At 70.1% G+C, this 24,765-nt stretch carries 1 protein-coding gene (only partly in view); it reads right to left on the reverse strand.

Annotation, left to right across the window (positions count from 1 at the left end; genetic code table 11):
* A protein-coding gene (locus tag ACZ7M3_RS49165; protein ID WP_472072853.1) for a lonely Cys domain-containing protein crosses the window boundary here: on the reverse strand, positions 1-24,765 show its 5' portion. 14,481 nt of this gene lie to the left of the window's left edge; only the first 24,765 of its 39,246 coding nucleotides appear in the window; its start codon is at positions 24,763-24,765; the stop codon falls past the left edge of the window.

Here is a 24,765-nt window from a genome sequence, read left to right on the forward strand (position 1 = left end):
CAGCGCACCGATGCCCCGCAGCACCTGCTCGTACCGACCACCCGGCACATCACGGTCGTCCTCGATCTCGTTGCCGAAGACCGCCCGCAACGCCCGCACCAGCCGCAGCGTGGTCGCACGGGCCTCCGCCGGAGTGGCACCGGGGATGGTGTCTACACCCGCGACCCGCGCCAGCCGGTCCAGCTCGGTGTCCAGCGGCTCGGGCCGGTGCCAGACCCGGCGGCCGCGCTCGCCGTTCGCGGCCCCGACAGACGCACGCTGGGTGCTGTCCAGACCGGTCTGCCTGGTGCCCCCCTCCGTGTCCCGCCGACTCCGGTTGGCGACGTACTGAGCGAGCGGAACGTCTTCCAGCGGATCATCGACATGGGGCGCCGGGCTGTACGAAGGGTGCATTTGCCGTGGGTCGCCGTCCGACGCGCTCGAGCACACCTCCAGGCCAATCCGGTGCCCCGGTGGCAGCTCCCGCACCTCACGCAGCCCGGCGATGTACTCCGCGGCATCCCGCTTGCCCAACCACACCGTCCGGCCGTTACGGAGGGGAAGTTCCAACCCGCCGGGCTGCCCATGGCCGGCGTAAACGTAAACCGCCGGATCGGGGGAGATCGTCTCCGAACCCGCCTCCTGATAACCGGTACCGGCGGGTGTCCAGTGCACCAGCCGGCGCATGTGACGGAACGCCCGGAACCACTGTTCCCGCCGTCGCAGCCCATCCGACAGCGAGACGGCCAACCGGCCGTACCGTTCGTGGTTCTCGTCGACCAGCGGCCGGGTGTCCACGTCGCTGTCGAGGAACTTCGTACCGTCCAGCGCCGTCCACTCACGGTCCTCGAACGGCAGGGTCGTGGCCGTCGGGGTGAACGGCACCCACGCACCGACCGGCGCGTCCGGGGCGCGGTCGATCAGCACCAGGACATGTGCCCCCGAGCCGTCGGGAGCCAGGCGCCCGATGCCGCTCGGGCCCCACACCGTCCGACCCAGCCGGTTCGCCACCGCGCGGAGCACTTCCTGGTACTGCTGCCCTGCGTACGGCACGGCCAGCACCACCGGCACGTCCTTGGGCAGCTTCGCGAGCTCCGGGTCGACCGCCAGGGCATCGGCCAGTTCCTCGACGTTCAACACCCTGCCGTCCGGGAGCCGCACCTGCCCGTCGTCGCCCTCGGCCGCCACCACATACGCCGAATCGGGCCACGGCGCGGGCTCGTTCGAGACGACCTTCGGCGGGACGCCCGGCCGGATCTCGATGGTCCGCAACTCCCCGGGCAGCACCCTGCTGACGGGCCTCCCCGTCAGGTTACGGCCCTGCGGCGTGCCGGACGGTCCCGTGATCACCGTCTGCGGCGACAGGATGGGGTCGTTCGGTCCGGTGAAGCTGCCCGACACGGCCGGGGGCATGGGGGCGTTCACCGTGGACGGCGGCGCGGAGGGTCCCGGGGGCGGCGCGAACAGGGAAATCTCTTGTGCCTCGGCCGAACTGCCGCCGACGGCGGCCCCCGTGACGTTCTGGCCCCAGGCCCGCGGGCTGTGGTGCTGAGGGATGAACGGGACCCGGGACAGCTCCAGGTCCATGCCGACCGAGCCCGCGGCCACGACCAGGAGGAACGGCAGCGCCCTGGGCAGCGAAGGCTCGGGCCGACCGTTGGCGGCGAAGTACGAACTGATCGAGTCCCGCAGCTCGTTCCAGGACAGCGGAGAGCGGGCACCGCTGCGTGCCCGGGTCTGCTCCAGGGCCCAAAAGCCCGTCAGCAGCGCCTCGAACGCCGCACGGTCGTTCTCCAGCATCGGACCGTAGACCAGGCGGATGGCCCGCACCCAGCGCAGCACATCCAGGGCACGACGCCGGTCACCGGTCACCTGCTCGGCCATACGCCCGAGTTCGGCGGTCGACGGCTCGGGACGGAAACCGGCCCACCAGTCGCCCTCGGCGAGTTGGAAGCGCGGGCTGAGGCCCGCTCGGGGAGCGGCAGGGGCGAGGACCGGCTCCCGCCCGCTGCCGGTCGTCCACACCCATCGGTCCAGGCCGGTGGCGAGCGACTGACCGGCCAGGGGGCGCTCCAGCGGGTCGTGCGCCGGCGGACCCGCCAGGTCGGCTCCCATGACGAGCGCGGCCGTGTCCGGCGCCCGCCCGTTCAGATAGGCGTCGGCGGCGAAGAGGAAGTCGACGAGCCGGTCGTAGTCGAAGAGCGCGCTGGTGCCGTCGGACAGCGCCAGTGCGGCGGCTCTTCCGTCACCGCGGAAGCCGACGAGGTGCGCCTTCTCGAACGGCAGCGGCTGCGGGGGGCTCTCCAGCGGCACCGGCCTCTGCCGTACCAGGGTGAACTGCTTGATGGCGGCCAGCAGGCCGTAGGTGTTCTGGCGTTCGTCCTGCCAGTCCTGGACCGGGCGGGAGGAGACTCCCACCGGCCTACCCTGCGGGTCCCGGTGCTTGACCACCGATATCCGGTCCAGGTGAACGCGGGTGCCGTCCGTCGCGACGATCTCCGCGGCCCAGGGCATCAGGGGCGGCGCCTGCGCGGGATCGGCGAGGATACCGAGGGCGTTGCGCGCGGCCTCGAAGATGCTCCGGGCGTTCTCCTGCCTCGATGAGGGCACCCCGGGCAGCAGTTCGAAAGCCTCGGCGACGGCGTCCCGCAGCCGCTGGAGGGGAGGGGCGTCGGCGGACAGCCTTCCCAGGGCGTACTCGCCCAGCGCGAGCGCGATGTTCCTGCTGTCCAGTACGGTCATCAGCATCCTGGTCGGGCCGCCGACCTGCGGCACACCCCTCATCGAGGCCACCACGAGGAAACCCGCGACCTGCTGGACCACCGGGTTGTTCACGATCCGCAGAATGGATTCACGGAGCACGTCGTCGGGGAGCGGGGTGGGGAGCAGCGCCGCCCGCCGGTAGGCTCTCCGGCCGAGCTCCGACAGCTCGGCGACGGCACGCCGTATCTCCTGGCGTGTCATGAGCTGGCCGGTGTAGCCGAAGTGCCGCAGCTCCACCAGGACCAACGGGACCGCCAGCCGGCCCTCATCGGTGTCCAGGGACGCGTAGTCGTCCATACCGATCGTTTGGCGCTGAGTGACGACCGTCCCCTGGGACGTGCGTCCGGTGAGTACGGCCGTCCAATGCTCGCGGGGGGGCGTCCGCACTCCGTCGCCGGTGTCGTCGAAGAACCCCGGGTCGAACAACTGGTCCGGCGTCAGTCTCCGCCGATGGAACTCCACCGCCTTGGAAAGATGGGAGATGAACTTCTCGGTGAGCTCGTCGTGGCGCTTGTTGAGGAACTTCCTGGTGCGCGGCCGCAGTGCCCGCAGGATGCGGTCCATGGAGTGCCTTGACGCCGCCGGGACGAAGTTCTTGACGAGGCTCAGTTTTTCATTGTCGGGCGTGGCCCGGTCGAAGACCGTGCTGATGGGATCGGCCGCGACGTGCTGGGCCCCCATCCACCCGTAGCCCCAGACCTCGTCGACGTCCGGAATTGCCGCGAGGAACGGAACGAATTGATCCTCCGTGCCGTCATGACCGAGGAAGTCTCGAGCGAACGCCGTGGCGGTCATAAACCCGAAGTTTCGCGCCAAGGCCATCAAGGGCCCGAGGAGCGGCTTCACGCTCAACCGCTCGAAGGCTACGTCCTGGAGCTCCCGAAGACCGAGGGCGGCGGAACCCACGGTGGGCTGGGCGTAGTCGGCGCCGTCATACCCCTCGGGGGCCGGCAGGACCACCGCCTTCTCGCCCACCTCGGTGAGCTCCCAGCCACCAAGCGGCGCCAGCAGCTCGGCGAGCCGGATCGGGATCTGGAGTTGGTCCGCGATGGCCATCACATCGTCTGCCCGCTCCCACTGGACCATCGCTTCCTCGGGAGACTGCCACCGTTCCCCTGGGATCGTGGCCATCGGTGCGACGACGATCTCGGCGATCGTCATCGTCTGCTTGACGGGCTGCGGCTCCCCTGGTGCCACCTCCGGCTTCTGAATGTGGAGCCGCCCATCGGCGGTCCGCCAGAACGGGTGACCGTCCGTAACGATCTTGAGGCCAGGGCCGAAAGCCAGCTCCAGAGTCTCGGTGACAGCACCCAGCCCGCTCAGGAAGAGAGGCCGGCGCTTCTCGACCTCCAGCCCGGTGGCACCGTAACGGCGCCCCGTCGCCGCGTCGAGCCCCGCATGCGCCGTGGAGGAGGACTGCACGAACGCCGGCAGGGCGTGCTCCACGACCTGCCCCGCGGGGTCGACCACCACCGCCTGTGCCTCGGAGGGCGCGACCTCCGGCGGGAGTGCCGAGATCCGGCGGCCCACACGGGCCGACACATCCACCCACACCACGCCGTCCGTCCCACCGAGGTGGTACGCCGCCCAGGCGTGCCCCAGCGCGTCGCCCTGACGCCGTGCCAGGACGAACGCCGCCGCGCCCGGCCCGGCATCGGCCACGGCCCGGGCCACCGCGTCCCACGACCGCACCCCGCGCCACCCGGGGCCCGCCGCAAGAGAGGACGCCGCCGAGGTCAGGTCGATCAGCGAGTCGTCCAGCGCCTGCGCGTGCCGCCCCCCCTCCGGGGGCGCGGGCCGCACCCCCTGCGGGTACAGCTCGTCCCGCAGCGCCCCGAGCAGCGTCAGGCAGCGGTCGACGGACATTCCCTCCGCCGGCCCCCGGCCCGCCAGAAGGCGCACCAGCCGCAGCAACTCCGCACGGGTGCGCACCGGGAGAGACCCACGGCGAGCTGTCCGCTGCGCCGCGGTGTCCGGCCACGGGCTCACTTCCTCCTGACCGGCCGTCTCCGTCGCCCGGCGCGTGTCCTGGCCGACGGGGCCGCCCGGGGTAGCCGGGACAGCCGGGGTCGGTTGCCGGCCGTCGCCCGGCCAGCGGGCGGGCGTCGAGGACAGGGAGCCGCGGATGGACCCGCCCTGACCGGTGCCTGCCGCACGGCGCGCGGCGTCCAGTGTGCCCGCCAGGCCGGACAGCCCGCGCCACGCCTCCTCTTGGGCCCGGGCCTGGGTCTGCCGGTCCTGACGGGTGTCCCGCAGCGTCTGCTCGATGTCGCTCAGCCGGATCAGGTCGTCGTCGCGGAACCGCGTCCGGCGCGCCACTGCCCTGGCCCCGCGCTGCTCCTGGCTCCGCGCCTCGGCCACGGCACGGTCGGTCTCCAGCCGCACCTGCTCCTGGCCCGCCCGAGCGGTGTCCACCGCCGTACGAGCCGTGGGAAGCGCGGCCCCTGCATCGCTCAGGGCCGCCGCGCGGCCCTCATGCCGCCGTTGGAGGTCGAGCCACTGCCGGTGGGCGGTCGCGGCACGCTCCTGGGCCTCCCCCAGGCCCGGCTGGGGACCGCTCTCCGTGGCCATCCGCTCGACGCTCTGCGCCTCGGCCTGCGCCTGCCGCACCTCTTCCGCGGTCGGCAGCGCCTCCGCGTCCCGGACGGCCTGCTCGGCACGGGCCAGGTCCGCTTCGGCCTCCCGCACCGCGATGTCGGCCGTCTCCCGTGCGAGCCCGGCCTCCCGTACGGCGGACTCATGGGCCGTCACCGCCGCCGTGTGCTCGGCGGTGGCGTCCACCACCGCCTGCTCCGACCAGCGCAGGGGCCGCTCGGCCTCGCGCCGGTCCGCCAGGAGTTCCTGCTCGTCCGTGACGGCCTGCTGCTCGGCCGTCACCGCCGCCGTGTACGCGTCGGCCGCGGCGCGCAGCGCCCGCGACGCCTCGGCGGTGGCCTCGGTGACGTCCGTCAGCGTGCCGTCGGCGGAGAACGGCCAGTGGCGCAACCCGTCGTCGGTGCGCACCACCAGTTCGACCGGCTTCCCGGACAGGGTGGCAGTACGGGAGGCCGTGAAGAGGGCGCGGGCCAGCCGGGTCCCGCCGGGGTCGTCGCCGAGCGCCACCCACAGCTGTGCCGAGGAGTCCTGTTCGTCGATGCCGTCCGCGAGCACCTGCGGAAGGTCGGTGACCGGGTGGCGCGTCCAGTCCCGCAGATCCTCCGCGTCCTGGTCGGCGAGCATCGCGGGCAGGTCGTAGACCCCGGCGTCGGGACGCGCCGGCGTGACGCCGAAGCCGAGCACGGACGACTGGGGGGCCTGGCTGGCGTTGCTTGCCGACGGGGACGGCTGCGGGGACTCGTTCGCGGTGGCGGGTTGCTGCCCCACGGTGTCCGAACGGGAGGTCACGCCCGCCTGACCTGCCGTCTCGGTGCCGGGCGCAGGTGTTGCCGGGCGCAGGAGGGGGCCCAGTGTGGGGTGGTCTTCCAGGCCGTCGACGAGTCTGCCGGTGTTCTTGTCCACCGGCAGCCCGCCGTACAGACCGCCCGGCACCTTGATCCGTACGGTGCCGTACGGCCCGTTGACGACCGCTGTGACGTCGAAGCGGTAGGCCCGGTAGGGCCGCTTGCCTTCCGCGTTGCGTTCGTCGGTATCACCCAGCGCGCCGCTCCGGCTCTCGCTGTTCTCCCAGTTCTTGATGTCGACCGGCGCGCGCTCGAGCATTTTCTGATCGCCCACCGGACCACCGGCGTCAGGACCGGCCGCGATCCGCCAGCCGCTGTCCCGATGCGTCTCGTGCGTGGGTTCCTCGTCGGCCTGGTGGTACCGGCGCTGCTTGAGCACTACGCCTTCGGGGGGGCCCAGGATCTCGGCACTGTTCAGCTCCAGGCCCACCAGGGCCGACCGGTCACCCAGCGGAACCCCGTACGCCTGCTTCAGCAGCTCCATGATGCGGGGGCGCATCACATTGGCGCTGGTGCGGTGGCGGTAGCGCACGCCCGCGGTGCTGGCCAGGTCCAGGCCGGAGATCTCCGGCGCCCCGCCCACCTCGGGCGTGGGCGCGGTGCGGTGGCGTACGGCGGTCAGCTTGGCCCAGCGCCTGATCGACGCGGCCGCGGGCACCGACCACGGGTGAAGGTTGTCCACGAACGCGTCCGGCAGCGCGGCGGGCGGGTTCTGCGAGCCGTCCCCCAGCCAGGTGACCTCGGTCTCGCGTGGTGCGGTGAGATCGAGCGGCCACTGCTGCGGCTGGTCGGTCTCCACGGTGAGGTGGCGGGGGACGAGCAGCCGCACCTCGCCGTCGACGAGCTGGTCCGCACCGTCCCCCGGATCGTGCCAGGCGAAGACCGACGGGCCCACCTTGGGGCCGCCGGTCTGGGAGAACAGGCGGGCCGCAGACAGCGCGCCGCGTGCGGGTGTGGAGAGTACCTCCGGCAGTTCGGTGGTCGTCCCCATCTCGACGCGGAAGGTGATGCCGTGTTCGAACTCCTCGGAAGGGTCCTGGGGGTTGGCCCGGTAGATTCCGACCTTCTTCTGCGCCTCTTCATCCTTCGTGCCCCTGGACGCGGAGTACTCGGCTTCGGCCTCCAGCCCGCCGTGCCCCTTCTCGTTCCCGGCACGGGCGCGGACATCGACACCGGCGTCGTATTCCCAGCCGGTATCCCTGCTCTGCGACTCCTCCTCCACCGCCTCGCCACGCAGCGTGAGCTTGATCTCGTCGCGGGGCCGCTGCCCCTGAGGACGGTCGAGCTTGGTCGCCGTGACATTCACCCACAGATACCGGGTAGTACCCCACGGACCGGGCACCGGGAACCAGCGCAGCACACCATCAGTGGTCAGGGCATGCCACTCACTCTGCAACGCCTCCGAGGAGTACGCCGCCTTCAAAGAACGCTGAAGGAGGTTGGGACGAGGCGCCGTACTCCCGTCGCTCTCCGCGCGGATGATCCCCTTGGCACGCAACCGGTCGTTGACCGTCTTCAGGACATCGACACGCAACACCTCAGGGTGCGCGATCCCGGGCAGCAGGCCGGTACCGAGATACGCCCGGGTCACCCCGGCCGCCGGAGCCTGATCCACCGCCGAAGCCTGATCCACCGCCGAAGCCTGATCCGGCTCCGCAGTCTGCTCCGGCCCCGCAGTCTGCTCCACCGCCGGAGTCTGCTCCGACTCAGGAGTCTGCTCCACCGCCGGAGTCTGCCTCTGCTCCGAAGTCTGCTGCGGATCCGTGTCTGTGGCCGTGTCGGTGGCTGTGTCGGTGGCCGGTGGGAGGATGTCGGACATCCGTCGCTCGGGGACAAGTAGATCGAGGGCCTCGGTAGCGCGCAGATACCGGGTTGTCTCGGTGAGCTTGTCGTTATGCCAGCGGACCAGGGTCAGTTCGAAGACCGGGTCGGTACGCAGTGTGTGCACGTCCCCGCCGTAGGTGGCCCGGGTGATATCGATCCGGCCGGCACTCTGGGACGCCCCCTTGCCCCAGTTCCTGGTGGCCGAGGCGTTGGCAAGAACGGCCAGCCGGCCGCCGGGACCGGAGGGGTGATCACCGCTTTTCGCCTCGGACCCGAACCGCAGCTGAGGACCGACGGTACCGGTGATTCCCGCACCCCATTCGCCCTCCTCCTCCGACTCATACGCGGCGTTGCCCTTGAGGTACTGCTCCACCTCCGTATCCGGATCGGCCCCGAGATCATTCACGTTGTCCACCAGGACCCGCAAGCGCAGCGCCTGCTTGTACTTGCCGTCCTTGGGCAGTTCCTCCTCGTACCCGCCCTGCCCGACCTCCTCACCGAAGTGAGAACTCAGCACCGTGGGATGGGCAAGGTCGCGGATCTTCTCCGGCCACTGCGCAGGGTTGTCGAGCCAGGCATCGATCAGATCCTGCCGCTTGGCCTGGTTCCCCTCCCCGGCATACAACTGCTCCGCATACATCCGCGCACCAAGCCGGGCCAGCTCCGGCATGAGATGAAACGCGGGATAGATCCCCTGGGCACCACCGGAGAAGTCCAGCCGCCGCCCGGTGCTGGTCGGAGCCGTCCCCACCACGGTATGACCAGCCGCCTGCGCCTGCTCCGCTGTGACCGGGACGGCGGGAACATGCTCATGCGGGACAACCACACGAGCAACGAAAGGATTGCGCCCACTGAGGAACCGGCGCCGCTTCAACCAGCTCGTCTTCGACCGGCTCACCTTCTCAGGCGTCACCGTCCAGTTCACAGCCATCAGATAACGATGCTCATCAACCCGCTTACCGGTCTCCGTCCGGCGGTAACCCCCGGCAGCACCACCGTACTTGCTGCTCTTCTGCTTGGACCTGCTGAAGATCCCCCGCACGGAACCCAGCTGCAGGCGTATCGGCGGAGTCGTCAAGTGCAGCTTGCCCAGGGAGATCTCGTACTCGGGGATCGCCAGACGGGCACCGCCACCGAAAGTGAAAGCCGCCCGCCACCCACTACCGCGCTCACCGGCTGTCGTAGCCCCCGTAACAGCCCGGGTGTTGACCTTCATGGAGAAGTCACCCACCGGAGGGCTGTCGTCGGTAACCGCATCACCCAGCGGACTGGGCCCCTCGATCCGACCACGCCAAACCGCCTGCGCGGCAACCTTGTAACGCCGTCCACCGACCTCGATCGTGCGGTAGACACCAAGAAGCGCCCCGGGCACATCCCCTTCCAGAGCCGGACGGCCGTAGAAAGACGCCAGATCCCGGTCGGCCTGCGCCCAGTCGCTCTTCTTCGCATTCTTGGCGCCGACATCCATCACGTGAAGCCGCTCGATGGCATCACGCAAATCCTGCTGGAGACTCTCCACACCCGGCAAAGCGATCGGCACACCAAAGCCCAGGCCACGACGCGACGCCAACGCGAGAGGCTCCCGCGGATGCGGGGTGAGCAACCCCGTGACCCGCTCCACCGCCATCCGGAACCGGAACCGCGGCGTGGTCTCCGGCAGCCTCGCCACCCTCCTCGCCGGAGGAGGAGCAAACACACGGTGCCGCGCGGCATCCGGGCCACCCGCCGCCGGCCGCAGATCAGCAGTCCAGCCCGAACCGACCGTATGCCGCACGAAGTGCGCCGCTTCCCGCCGCGGCACACTCACCTCACACTCAGACGTGACCTGCACCGGAGCGATCCTGTGCGTACTGGACTCCATGGTCACTTCAAGACGCACCCCGGCCCGGTAACGCGACTGCTCAGCAAAATCGTTGAGCACCGTGTGACTCGTACGCGAGGAGTCCAGCGAATACCCCGCACCACGGTTCACACCAACCTTGGCACCGAACGCCGGAGCCAGACCCGTCACCTTTACCGACGACTTGCCCTCGGAATGGTCGGAGTGGGAAGAGGCTGCATTATCGGCATCCGCCCTGACGTCACTGCCCGCGCCGACTCCCGCCGTGTTGTATCCGAAACCGAACCCCGCGTCCGAGCCCCCCTGACTGTCGGCACTGCTGCCCTCACCCACACCGATGTCATCACGGGTACCGACCTTGCTGTCCCCCAGATACTGCAGACTGTCGATCTCCCTGCGAATCCGCAGATGCCCCCGGAACCTCCCGAACAACGACCCGGAAACCTCAATACCGTTGGACGAATCACCACCGGGCCACCACAGATACCGGCTACGGGCCGTCGGCTCCGTCAAAAAGCCCTGAGCCCGGTTCATCTTGGCCTGCTCCAGAGCCTTCTTCACCGCCGGCGCAGGCAACCCAGCAGCACGCATATTGCGATGCAACCCGGAAATCACAGGTGTCAGATCAACCGCCTGCAGCAACTCCCGGGCCTGAGAAGGACGCGAAGCACGCTGATACCCCGGGCGCTCAGCCTCAGGAGCACGATAGTCAGGGCGAAGCCCGTCAGCGCCCACGTACTGTGTGGGAACGTCGACGTGGATCCGGTCCTTCACCGTGACCTGGTGGAAGACCGTGGGAGTGGCCTCCTCCCCATCGACGAACACCTTCATCTGCAGACCGGCACTGAAACGCGTCAGATCATTGATGAAAGGCTTACGGCCCGACAGAACGGTACGCTCCCAGCCGCGGTCCTTGGACTTCGAAGAACCCACGTGAAGCTGGGGAGCGGGCACCGCAGCCGCGGACGCGGCGACGCCCGTCCCCAGATTCACAAGCGTCAGCAGCGTCGACTCCACCCCCTGCGTGACCTCATGCCCGCTCCGGCCACCGGTCGCGGTGGAACCGAAACCGACGAGATACTCCCTGACCTCCCCCTTCGTCCGGGGTACAGGCGTCAGATCCCGCATCACCGGACGCAGCCACACCAGCCGGCCACCCACGACCAACGTGCGGCCCGCCGCGAGAATGTCGTCCCACTCCTTCGGCTTCGAAGTGAGCAGCAACTCGCTGACCGCGGACCTGATACCCGAACGCAACTCGGTGTGCGGACCAGGACCAGGCAAGTCCAGACGCGAACTGATCTGCCCCGCCCAGAAATCCGCCTGTTCCCGCCGGAACTCGATGGACTGCACCGAATCAGCGACAACAGCCTGCCCCATCGCACCATGAGCGAAATACCACGGAGAAGGATCACCCGACCCCGCAACCGGAACCGACGACGCAACCCCGCCCGGCGCCCCACCAGGATCCCCACCGGGATCCGGACCCGGATCCGGATCCCCATCCACCGCGGACTCCAGCCCCTCCGCAGAAGTCACCACAACAGCCGGCACCCCGACAGACCCCGACGACACGACATCAAGACCCGGAAGCGGACTGTCGACGCCCGGGAGCTCGGCATCAAGATCCGGGAGCGAGTCATTGAGACCCGGGACAGGACCTTCGAGAGCCAGCAGTGGGACGTCCAGCCCCGGCGCGGGCTGATCCGTCTCGTCGGCACCATGCCCCGCCGCGGGGGCTGCCTCGTCACCGGCACGCGCCTTGCCCTTGCCCTTGTTCTCCCGAGCCGCATCCTCCGCCTCCGGGCCGTGGCGGTACTCCAGCCCCGGGAGGTCGGATTGCGATGCCGGAGTCCACTCACCGGGCGGCAGCGCGGTCTTCGGGGCGGACTCGGCGGGTGTCTGCTCCTGCTCGCGGCGGGGAGCGGTGACCGGTCGCGGGAAGAACTCCCGCCAGCCGGCCGGCCGGCCCTGCGAATCAGGCGCCAGCACCAACTCGGGCAGCCCGCCGGCCTCGCCCGGGGGCACCACATACAACGAGCCCAGCGGGGCGAAGACCCGCAGCCCGGTCTCGTCCGCCACCCGCTGCGCGTCGCCGGGGTCCTCGCACCACAGCAGCGCCAGGGTGTCGGTGGGCGGCAGCGCGGCAAAGCTGGCCCGCCGCTTGAGAACACCGCCGACCTCGGTGCCACCGACACGGCGGGTACCGCCACGGGAGTCGGCCAGGTCGATCCCCTTGACGCCGGCGTGCGAGCCGAAGAAGTGCACCTTCGGTGCCCCGGCCGTATCCCCCTCGGCCTGCTCGGAGATCCACGGCAGCGGGAACGAGGCGCTGACCGTCTGCCCGGTGGCCGGATCCGTCGCGAACTGCTTGAACGAGGTGAGCTCAGGAAGCCGGGAGTAAGCCGCGCTCCGTTGTGCCCAGTCGCCGGGCTGCCCGCCCTCCGGGAACGAGGTCCGGATCCACACACCCTCCACCGAACTGGGGACCGTATGCATCAACGGATCGCCAACCGCCTCCGGGTTCACGGCCGGCCCGTCCGGGTGCGCCGCCTGCTGATCGGCAGCACCGTGCGCGGGCGGCAACTCCGCCTTGGACGAATCAAGCGACGGCGGAACCGCCTCCTCACCCGGCTCAGCATCCGCACTGGACTCGACGAACGGCGTATCCGCGCCGTGGGAAGGCGCGGCGCTGGTCCGTTCGGCCTGCACCGTCACCGTGGAGTCATCGGTGGGTCGCGGGATCGCGGCCAGGAACTCGCCGCCTCGCATGTAGAGGACAACGGTGTGGTGCGGACTCGTGGCCTTTGGTGCGTGGACGGTGTAGGTGCCGTCCTCGGCGACGAGCACGATGTTGATGTCGCTTGCGGTGGCGATGAGTTGGGCCGCGATCTTGGCTGTGTCATGGTTCCACAGGCGGGCGGTGCTGAGTTGCTTGCGCAGTAGTGCTTCCTCGTTGGACCGGTTGTCGGCGTAGACCGACGGCGGGACACGTCCGCCGGAGCGGATCAACTCCGCGGAGAGCTCCTCGGGCGTCATGTCGGCCAGTTCCAGGCCGAGTTCTTCGATCTCGTCGGCGCGGAACCGTGCGTCGCTGTCGAGCTTGGCGTCCGCGGGCAGTTCCAGAGCTATCTCGCCCGGCGTGCCGGGGGCCTCGGGAACGGGAGTGTTCACGACCTCTGAGCCCTGGGCGCCGGACGCGTCCGAGCCCGAGGTGTCCAAGATGCCGAAGCCCTGCGCGCTGGACGCGTCGGCGGTGGAGGGTACGTCGGCCTTCGCCTTCTCCGCTGCAGCATGGGCAGCGACCAGCGCCGCGTAGTAGCGGTTGCCGTCGCCTTGCAGCTCAATGAGGTCGTACGTCTCACCATTCGGCCCAGTCAGTGTCCGGTGATCGCCCGACGCGTCGTACCGGTCCGCCGCCTTGGCCTTGTCGCCCTTCCAGGGAAGCGCGGAGTGGGCGGGAAGCGTCCCCGGCGCGGGCTGAGCCGTCTCGTCGGCACCATGCCCCGCCGCGGGGGCTGCCTCGTCACCGGCACGCGCCTTGCCCTTGCCCTTGTTCTCCCCAGCCGCCTCCTGCGGCAGCCAACTGCCCAAGTCAGCTACGAAGGCATCCGCCTCACCCGGCAGCGCCGGGCGGAAGCGGCGCTCTTCACGGTCCAGGAACAGGACGACAGAGGCGTCCGGCGGCACCGGCCCGTCGGTCGGCGCGAAGGTCTGGAAGCGGCCGTCGCTGTCGACGACTGTCACCTGGATGCCGAGGACGCGTGCGGCGAGGACTGCGCGCAGGTCCGCCGCGGCGGTGTCCCAGCCGCCGTCGTCTTCGGCGGACGCGGGACGCAGGAGCTGTTCGAGCGCGAGATCGAGTCTCTGGGCACGACTGAGTTCGGCCGAGTGGGGCACGGAGCCGATTGCGTCGAGCTCACGCTGGTGCTGCGGGTCGTCGCCGAACTCGACGCCGGCCGCCATGATTTCGTCCGGCGAGAACCTGTCTTTCGCGTCCGGGGTGAAGAAGTCGAGCAGGTCGTCGTTGGAGGGATCGGCGAGGCTGTCGGCGAGCAGGTAGCGCATCTGGTCCGCGGGCGGGAGGGCGTCCGCGAGCCAGGGTGCGATGGTCTCCACAGCCGCCCGGAGGGAGTGGTAGAAGCCGTTGCCGTCGCCGGGCACGTCGAAGACCGTGTAGTCGACGCCTTCGGGCGAGCTGAGCGTCGTCCGGCCGTCCGGCGCGGTCTGCTTGGTGAACACCGGGATGTCGGCGCGCGGCGTCGGGTCCGTGAACTTGACGTCCTCGGGCGCCTCGGTCCCCACGAGGCGGGCCCGCCCCTCGGGGGTGGCGTTCAGCCGGTGCCAGCGCGTCAGGCGCTCGGCGCCCAGGCGCACCCGCTGGTGTTCCCCGGCGATCTGCTCGGCGAGATCGAGCAGCGGCTTCAGGGGCTGCCGGTGTCCCTCCAGTACGGCTGTTGCCTGCTCCAACTCCTCCTGAGCTGCGGCGAGTTCCCGCTGCGCCTTCGCGAACCCGGCGTTCCACTGCACCATGGGCAGTTCGGCGTCGGGGGCCGGCTCGGTCACCTGCGGTTCGAGCCGGTCGCGGTTCGTTACGGCCGCCTCGACACGGGCCACGGCTGCTTCGTAGCGGGCGAGGGGTTCGGTGCCGAAGCCCCGGCGCGCGTCCCAGTACGCCTTGTCGGCCTTGACCCAGGCCTTCTCGGCGTCCTTGACCGCGTCCCAGGCGGCCGCGACGTTCGCGGGGTAGTTCTCCTCCGTGATGAGGCCGAGGTCGCGTGCCACGGGCTCGGTGACCCAGACCAGCAGCGGGGCATTGGTCTCGTACGCCTTCTGCCCCGCGTTGACGACGCGCTTGGAGCCCAGTGCCTGCAGCGGCGAGAGCAGGGCACGGCCGAACTTGCTGTCCTTGAAGCTGCGGTGGACCTGTGCCACCGCCAGCCAGTCGGTGGGAATGGCGAACAGGAAGTTGCGTCCGGGGGGTACGTCGGTGATGTCGGTGCCGTTCCAGCCAAGGACGTCCGCACCGGAGGGCAGGGTGTCGAACCCTCCGGCGTTGGGGCCGGTCACGGGGAGCCCCGGGGCCGGCGTGCCTGCCGCCGTTGGGGTGGCGCCGGTGACGCCGACGTTCGTGTTGGTGCCCTGCGCATGCCCGATGTCGGCGTGCTCCCATTGCTGCCGCTTGACCGTGGGTCCGGTCTGATGGGCCTCGTTCACGACGGTGAGCAGCACCGCCTGCTGCAGATGCGGCCGGGCATGGAGGGTGAGGGCGCCTTGAGCGCCGCCGATGACATTGTCTTCGATCAGGTTCGGCGGTTGGTACCCCGTGCGGGACAGCGCCCGTGGGGCGAAGGCGGCGAGCGAAACGTCCGCCGTCGCCGATCGCAAGGTGTTGTCGCTCGGCGAGGCGGCAGCGGTGAGACCGCTCTTGTCGACCCACTTCGGCACCCCGGACCCACCGTCGTCCCGGAAGCGGATGTCGTACGCCTTCGCGAGCGCGCGGCGAGCACTGTCCTGCACCTGCGGAGCGCCCAGCACATCGATGATGACGAATCCCGAGTCCGGTACCTGGAACGTACCGAGGCTTCCGTCGCCGAGACGGACCTCGCGCCAGTCCTTGCCGGACGTGAAGGACGGCAGCGGGGCGGGCCGGACCGGTCCGACGCCGGGCAGATCGACTGCGGCAGAAGGCCGCGACGGCAGGGTCAGGCCCAGGTTGGTGTGCGTCACCAACTCGCCCACCTCGCCCTCGACATGGAACGGACGGGGACCCGTGAACGAGGCCGGTGTCCGCTCATCGTGCCCCGATGCCGGAACACCCTCGTCGACGAGTTCGGGCCCGGTGCCGGGGTCCGCGTTGTCGATCTCCATGGAGAGCTTCAGTCGGTACGCGGTGGTGTGTTCCGCGTATGCACCGGTCAGGGCGACCGTCCACTCGTCCCGGTCCGTCTCGCCCTCGGCGTCGCTGCGTCGGGTGCTGCTGACTCCGGTGGTCGCGTAGGAAGCGCCAAGGTCGCTGGTGCGCATCTCGTCGAACTGGCCGCGCTGGGTCACGGTGGTGCCCAGCTGGCTGCCAGAGGTCGTGATGGTGCCGTGGGCCCGGGTCTCGCCCGCCGTCACGGCATCGAGGATCCACGAGCTGTGGTCAAGTCCGTTGAACTTCTTCTCGCCCGGGATGAGTTCGGCCTTCACCCGGACCGTGCGGCCGCCGACGCGCAGGACGTCCCAGCCCCAGCGTCCGACCCTGGCCGGCACCGTGGCTCCGCCGCCCGCGGTCATCTCACCGCGCAGGGTGCGCGTAACACGCGCGGACACCAGCTTGCGTATCGCCTCACGGTCCGACTCGCGGGTGAACAGACCGCCGAGTTTCGCCTCGAAGCGGGCGAGGACCCCCGCCGCGTCCAGCGTGTTGACCGCGTAGGTGCCGAACCGGCGTCCCTCCATCCAGGGTTGCGGCATCCACACGAACCGGGAGTAGCGCGGCACGGGGCCGAACCCGTCGCGCTGCAGGCCCAGTTCGAAGGCGGATTTCTCCGGAACGACGCCCGTCCAGCCGCCGGGGATCGTCACCCCGTAGCCGGCGGCATCCGCGAAGGTGTCCGGGATGTAGGGCTTGTTCACGGCGGACATGGTGCCCAGCAACGACGATGCCGCGGCCAGTTCGTGGTGGGCGGTCGCGGAAACCAGCATCCCGCGGCCGATGTGGACGCGGAGTACTCCGGCGGCAGCCATCATCGAGGTGACCTGGGCCTTGCTCTTGGCGAACTGCCAGGGAACGGCGGCCAGGCCGTACGCCCCGGTCCCGCCCGTGCCCACGCTGTTCGCCGGCGAGCCGAAGAACTGCAAGCCGGTCACGACGTGGTAGCCGGTGGCGCGCAGTCCGCCGAACTGCATCGAGGCGATGTGTCCCTGCAGCACCTCCGAACCGTGCGCCGCCGACATGACCTGCATGTCGGCCAGCGTCATGCGATGCACCAGGACGCCGGACCGGTTCAGATAGGGGCCCGCCGCCCACAGGACTCCGGTGCGGTATCCGACGGGGCTCATGGTCTGGTCGAGGTTGGCCGTGATGTAGGGGGCCTTGAACAGGGAGAGCGCCGAGTCGTGGCCGGGTGCCCCCTCGAGCGTGAGGTGCCATGAGCCGTGCGAGGCCTCCGACAGTGCCCGCTGGGCCGCGCCGGTCAGCTCCTGGTGTGCCGTCACCGTGATGGTGGGGATGAAGTGGCGGCTGAAGTCCGTTGCCGCAGGCCGCTTGTGCGCCTGGCCGGGGCGCGCGGCGGACTGCAGGAAGGGGTCGGACGCGTCGAGCCGCCGGGTGGTGACCTGGCTGTCGCTGTCCACGTACGGGTTGTCGGGACCATCGGGATTCGTGAGCGATTCGTTGCTGGCGGCCGTGCTCAGCAGTACGCGCCCGACGGAGCCCGACACGGCAGCAGAGCCGGATCCGGCTTCAAGGTCCGCGTCCTGGTCCAGGTCGGCAGCGTCCGTGCTGGTCGCGTCGTCAGCGGCGTCCTGCAAGGGCCCACTGGCAGGTTCCGGCAGCGCGAGCCCGCTGCGCGCTTCCTTGAAGACGAACGGCTGCGTGCCGAGCACGCCTCCGGTGAGCATGCCGCGCAGCAGCGCCGGCAGCCGCCAGTAGCCGCCACGGCTGACAGTGAGCCTGAGTTGGTAGCTGTGCAAGTGCGGCGGCAGGCCTGCCGACGCCGCCAGTTGGGAGAAGGTCGCCGCCGGCCCTATCACGTTGCGGCGCTGCCGCACGGAGCCCCCCGTCAGACCACCCGTTGCGCCACCGGCCTGACGGGCACGGCCCGAGGGTGTCTTCCCGGCGGTGCCCGAAAGCGCGGCCTGGCCCTCCAGGCCGCCCTCGACGGTGTGCGTCACCGTGTGCGCCGAGCCGAGCAGTTCGTCGCCGTCGATGCTGGTCTCGACGGCGAACTCGTTCTGCGTGCCCTCGTAGCGCCGCCCCGTCAGCTCGGCGTCGAGCCACAGGTAGCGATAGCCGCGCTTGGCCCGGCCGTGCTCACGCAGCGCGATGCGCAGGCCTGTGGACATCGTCGTTTCAAGGGACATGGCCATGCTCGCCTCGCTGAGGGAGCGCATGACCTCCATCGTGTTCGCCACGACGAGCTCGAAGTGCGTCCTGTTGCGCCACCGCTTGCTCTTCGGATCCAGATCCCTCAGGGGCGCCACCAGCTGCGGGTACACCTTGGCCGCAGCTTCGAGCACCTCGTCGGTCAGCTGCTCGAGCCAGGTACGCTCCGTCCCGTCGGGCGCCGGCTTGCTGTAGTCGCCGTCGCCGAAGGAGAACTTCTCCACCCGGGACAGTCCCAGCGTGGGCGGATGGTCCGGTGTGAGGTACGGCGGGGCGAACGGCTCCCCGGCACCCGACTGCAGCCTGAGCCTGCTCCCGTCGTCCCAGCCGGCCAGGCGTCGGGCCTCGGCATGGGACAGCCGGTCCACCGCCCAGGTGAGGAACGTCTTCGGCTCGTACGGCGGGTGCAGCCCGTCCGGTCCCACCGGACGCGACCGGTCCCGTCCGCTGCGCTGGACGGTCACGCTCTTCAGCATGAGATACCGGGCTGCGCCCCCTTGGCGCGGGTAGTGGTCACCGATGGTCTGCACACTGGCGCTGCCGCCCATGGACGTCGCGCGGGCGCTCGAGTGGGTGACGCGCAGCACGGCGGCGAGCACCAAGCGGAAATCGAGGGACCCCGAGAGCTGGTCCAGGAACTGGAAGGCGGGCCCGAGAGCGAGCTGAAGCTGCTGCAGGTTGGTTTTCGTCAGCTGCCGGGAGCTGCCGGAGGCCGCCAGTGCCGCGCCCTGCCTGATTCGGTGAACCACCGAGTCCGACAGGAACAGACCCTGCTGCGAGACCACGGACACGGTCAATACACCCAGGGGCTTGTCCTTCTTCTTCCCGGCGAAAAGAGGCTCGGTCATGACGCGGCCCGCGCCCAGGCGGTCACCGAGTCGCTCGAAGTTCTCGGAGGTGAAGTAGGCGGCAAGGTACTCGTGCAGCGCGGTTCCCTCGGCGGCCCCCGTGTCGGCGATGGCCCAGTCACGTACCTCGGCCAGCGGGCCGAACTCCTCGGTGGCGGCGAGGCGTGTGTGCGGACGTGAGGTGAACGTCAGCTGCTTCGGGATCCGGCTCCGGGTCTCCTCGGGCTTGGCGTCGTTTTCGAACCGCGTCAGCAGACCGTGGCGCAGGGCGAAGTTGTCCCCGCCTACTTCGCCGCCGGAGGCGTCCAGGACCTGCACCTCCACCCAGGCGTGGTCGAGGTGTACGGCAGGCTCCTGGTGCGTCTTGCTCTCCGACATCCCGGCCACCTGGTTGGTCAGCCGGTACCTCATGGCCCTGGCCTGGCCGAACCGCAGGCCGACCCGGGCGAACATCCAGACCGGCAGGGCCAGCGCAGCAAGCGGGAACAGCAGGTTGCCGGCCCGTGCGGTGTTGACGGTCGCCACCGAGCCGACTGTCTCGGTGCCCTTCCAGGCGACCGCGGTCCGGTCGACCGTGCTGGACTGGCCGGTGAACTTCTCGCCCTGCCCGTACGGCCGCAGCCGCAGCCGCAGCCGCAGCGGCACCTTGCCTTCCGCCATGTATGTGACGTCGCGGCCCTCGGTCAGGACGCCGTCCGTGTCCTGAGTGAGGACGCGCTCCAAGGCACCTCGCAGCCTGACCGCTTCATCGCCCTTGCGCTTGGAGACCCGGGGCCGCATCGACGAGTCCGACTGCACGAACGTCAGGATCTCTTTGACGAGCAGGGGCACGGCGCGTATGGAGCTCAGCTGCAGCCCCAGACCCAGGAGGCTGTCCGCCTGGCCCACCGGGCCGGGCCCGCTGTCGTGAACGGGGGCCTCACCGACTCGCTGTGCCAGCAGGCGACGTACCACAGGACCGAGGGCCAGACGACGCGTCCCGTCGGAGAAGAGCACGTCGCGGGCCCGGGGACCGGGGTGCACCAGGGCACGGTCCACTCTGACGGGGCGGCGGAGGGCCAGTTGGCCTTCCAGGGTTCGCGGAGGGTCGACGAGGGAGGACTCGGGGCTGTCGTCGGCCTGCTGTGGTGCGGACGGCTCAGCGCCGGGCGGCGGCGGGGGCGGGTACGCGTCGCTGGACATCGACGGGTCGTTCGGCGGAGCCGCCGGGGCCGGCGCAGGAGCGTCCGTGACCGCGGCGGTCTCGTCGGTGCCCGCGGCCCCGCCCACACCCGTGCGCTTGGGCGCCTGGTCCGCCGGCACCCTCATCAGATCGCGGGTCCGCGGCGGGCCTACCTTCACCTCCATGCCGAGCGTCCACTTGCCGGTGAGCGAGTTGTGGCGGATCTGCGGCGCCCCGCCGACGAGTGGGCCGATCTTGCCGAAGGCGATGATCCGCGCGATCGCCTCGCCGGTCGCCTTCGTGTTCCCGTACTTCCACGCCGCATCCAACCTGCGATGCAGAGTCCGCACCGTCTCCGGATCGGCGACGCCGGGCCACTTGAAAGACGCCAGTGCGCTGTTGACCTCGTTCCGGAGGTCGCTGAGCTGCTTCGTCGTCAACTCGTCCGCGAGCAGCGGGTTCGCGGGGCGACTGCCCGAAGCGTACGAGATGGTGTACGGCTCCAGACGGGCGGCCACGGACTGCTCGCCGAGCCACCAACCGCCGCCGTGCTCCTGGCCGAACCAGAATTCCCCGGCCTCGTCCCCCTGCGACGGGTCCAGCGGCGACCGTTCGCCCACCGGATGCCGCACCAGACCCCGCACGCTTTCGGGCACCTCGGCCACGAACTCGTCGTCCGCCCCCAGCACGCGGCGCATCGTCACACCACGGACGAGGTCGCGCATGTCCTCGCGGGAGGCGAGGAACCGCAACACGGCCTCCCACACCAGCTGCGGCTGCGTATGCCGGGCGATGGCCTGGGCCGCCGCCGTCATCCGCAAGTCTCCGTTGCGGTTGTAGATGTCCCGCACCAGGCTGTGCACCACACGCTGGGTGAACGTCAGGGTCTGCGCCCGGCCCCCGACCAAGGGCGACTGCACGGCAGGCGTCTTCCAGCTCCCGTCGGTCCCTATCCCGACTCCCTGAAGCCGTGGCAGATCGGTTGCCTGGCTGAAATCGCCGTGCCGCATCAACACGTCGAGCACCGATGGGGGGAAGGTCCGCTCGAGCACGGAGTTCCGCCGGGCCCTGCCCACCTCGGTCTGCCAGAAGAAATCGCGCAGCGTGCCGGCGGAGGAGTACAAGTCCTGCTGGGTCCTGGCGTATTGACCATGTATCAATGCGCGGATCTCATCGATCGCCGGATGTCCTGGCGGCATCAGGAATGCCGAGTTCGCGACCCCCGCGCCCTCACGATGGACGGCGAAGCCCGCCGGACTGTCCGCGACGCTCCGGAAGTCCTCCAGACTCGTGATCGTGTTGTCCCCATCGCTGTAGAGGCCGCCGAAGCGGTCCACGATCTCCCACCGCAGGGCGTCACTGGCAGCCGCCCAGCCGGGCCCCGTCTGCTTGGCCATCTCAGTGAGGTACTCCGCCTGCAGCCCCATCGGCCGGGCGGAATTGGCCACCTCGTCGATGTTGATCAGCCTGATTCCCGCATCCTGCGCCCAGGCCGCCATCCGCTGCACTTCCAGCAGACGGGGATCGTCGGACCAGTCGGTCAGGGCAAGCACCGCCTCCATCTCGGAGCGCGGTACATCGGTCCACACGGCGAAGAGGACTTGGCCATCGAACTCCTTGGCCGCCGCGGAGAACCGTTGCCAGAACCCGGCGGACGGGCCGGTGTCACTCAGCGGATCACCCTGCCAGATGGCGTGCACCGCCAGCGGCACCCGGTGATGCGTTCCCTGGTGGCTGTAGGCGCCCTCGTCGACGTCCCAGGTGGCCGGATCCATCATGCCGGGGTCAGGCCGAGTCTCCAGCATGTCCATGAGGTACATGAAGTGCATGCCGTGGTCGACGCTGAGCCCGGTGTAGTCGTAGGGCTGCCCGGTGGCCGGATCCCGCAGAAAGTCAGGAACTTCCGGCGGGTCCAACAGCCCGAATACGTCAACACCCAAAGTGCGATCCGGACTGACCTCGCGGACATCCGGAACGCGCACGGAACTGACCAAGTCGTCCAGCAACTCCTCGGAAGAGCCGTACCCGGAGTCGCTGCCGGGCCCCTCGTCCGATGCCCCGCCGACGAGTGGGCCGACCTTGCCGAAGGCGATGATCCGCGCGATCGCCTCGCCGGTCGCCCTGGTCCCCGTCTTCCACGCCGCGTCCAACTCGCGATGCAGAGTCCGCACCGTCTTCAGATCGGCGACGCCGGGCCACTTCAAAGACGTCAGTGCGGAGTTGACCTCGTTCCGCAGGTCGTGGAGTTGCTTGAGAGTCAACTCGTCCGCGAGCAGCGGGTTTACGCGCCTGGACGACCCAGGCTCGACCGGAACCGCGGGCGCATCGGTCGGCGTGCCTTCGGCGCCGGGTGTCGCGATCGGGGCGCCTTCGGCCGCGGGTGTCGTGACCTGGTGGACGGCATCGGTGTAGTCGCTCAGGGCGTTCGCCCAGTCCTCACCCGCCAGCGCGATGTCGGCCTCCGGAACGCTGCTCGGATCGCTGCTCGGATCGCGGCTCAGCGCGCCGTCCAGGGCCCGCGCCTTGCCCTTGCCGGATGTGCCGTCCAGCGTCCGCTCGTCTCCGTGGGGTGTTGCGAGGTTCTCGTCCGTCGACCCCGTGCGCGACGCGTCCGGCGTCGTGTCGGACGCCGAATCCGTGTAGGCGACGGTCGAAGACCCACGATGGGCCACGAACCTGAGCAACGGCTCCGCACCGCCGTCCAGCCGGTGCGCCTCGTTGATGGCGCGGTAGATGTCCCGGCCGAACGAGTCCTGCGGATTCCAGTGCAGATGCGCCCCGTGCATGACGTCCATGGCGGAGTTCTTCATGTTCTCGACGAGCTCCCCGTACTGCTCCGCCTGCAGGGGGGAACCATCGAGCCTGGTGATCCTGAAAATGTCGAGATCCCCGGTGAGCGGCCTCAGTGTGCCGTCCTCGAGGACCGCGTGGACCACACCGTCGACCGTGCGGTACCGACCCTCCTCCGCCAGCTCGTCCATCTGGTTCCGCAGCGACTGGTACTCCTTCAGACGCTGCTGGTAACGGGTGTGGACCGGGTCGTCGGCGGACACGCCCTCGGGCAGCCGCGGCTCGAAGAAGCCGACCAGTCCGCGCTTGTCCTCCGGCGCGCCGAGACGCACGTCCAAGGCGTTGACCGTCTTCGCCTTGATCTCCTCGGGCTTCGGAAGCGCGCCCAGCGTCAACCACTTCACGGAGTCCACGTTGCGCGGCCGCACGTCGATGACCAGCTCGCCCTGATCGGCGAGGGCCCGGAACAGAAGGTGGTTGTCGCGGGACACGCCCCAGCCCGAGGTGAGCGATTCCTCGGGCACGTCGACGGAGTGCTCCTCCACCCGCGGCGCCTGGCGCACCTCGACAGGATGTCCCGGCCCCGGCCTCAGTCGCGCACCCACCCCGGTGTCCTTCTCTCCGGCGGCCGGCGGAGGTGCGAAGTCCTCGAACAACGCACTCGACGTCGTATTGACGGGCCGGTACGGCGCGGCGGCCGGATCGTCGGTGGAGAGCTCCGGGCCGTTGTCGGTCAGGTTCTCGGCCGTCTGAAGGAAGTCCGGCGGTACGGCGGGCTCCGGCAGCGCGTCCATGTCGGCGTCGGCGGCGGTGTCCGAGAGCGGCGGCGCGACGGAGTCGGCGGGACCGGCGGTCGCGTCGGACGAGGTCTGGGTACGTTGCTCGGGTGTGGCCGCCTGCGCATCGCCGAGGCGCGCACCGGCGACGGGTATACCGACCGCGGACGGCAGCTGTGTCGCCGGGGCAGACAGTTCCTGGTCCAGGGGTGCCGGCAGGGCTTCGTCCAGGAGGGGAAGGCCCTCGGGTGTGGTGCCCTGAGTCTGGCCCGGCTGCTGCGTGCCCGCTTCGGGGCGGGAAGCCGCGGGGGGAGGCGGGAGGTCCGGTGTCGCCACGAGGGCCGGCTGCGCCACGGCGGTGTCGTCCGGGGTCGTCGTATCCGACACCAGGTCCGACTCGGCCACGCCGGCCTGGTCCTCCGCGCTGTCCGCGACGGGGGCCGTGCCGACGGGGGTCTGGTGCCCCCGGGGGGACGCGGTGAGGTCCGGGGACTGCTGGGCCGCCGGGCCCAGGCTGGCGTTCTCGGCATCGGCGTCGTCGGAAGGAAGGCTGTCAAGCCCCACCGTCGACGGTAGATCCGTGCTCTCGGTGACCGGAGTACCGGCGTTGGATACGGGCACCCTCGTTCCCGGGTCCGCGGCGACCTCCGCGACGACGGGGCTCGCTTCCGCGGTGACCTCCGCGACGACGGGGCTCTCGCTGACCCCGTCAGCGTCCGCTTCGTCCGGCACCGTATCTCCGGCGTCTTCGGCGATCGGTGCGCGTGAGTCGTCGTCCGCCGTCCGCTCTCGTACGGACACCTCCTGGCCGGTTCCGGTGCCAGTCCCGGTGCCCGTGCCAGTCCCGGTGCCGGTACCGGCACCGACTGCATGGCCGGTGCTCGAGTTGGCGACGTCCGAACTCAGCGGAGTCTGTCCCGCGGTGAGCGGAGCGCCCTCCGCAACGGGCATCCCCTCCTCCGGAGCGACGAGTTCCTCGTCGATGGGGAGGTTGGCGGGGTCCTCGTACGCGGAGTTGACGGCCGACTGCCCGGTGGCCGAAGTGTGGGAGGGCGTGGGGGCGGCAGAGCCCACGGTGCCCGGGAGGTTCGTCAGCACTTGGGGGGAGGGGACGGTCCCGGGCGCGAGGTTCGTGGTGTCCGTGTGGTCCGTGGGATTGAGCGTGGAGAAGACCGACTCACTGCGCGCAACCTCGTACGGCAGATTGCTCTCGCCGTACGGAGGAACATCGCCCTCGCTGTACGGAGGCAC

The organism is Streptomyces sp. NPDC111656, from assembly GCF_055656965.1.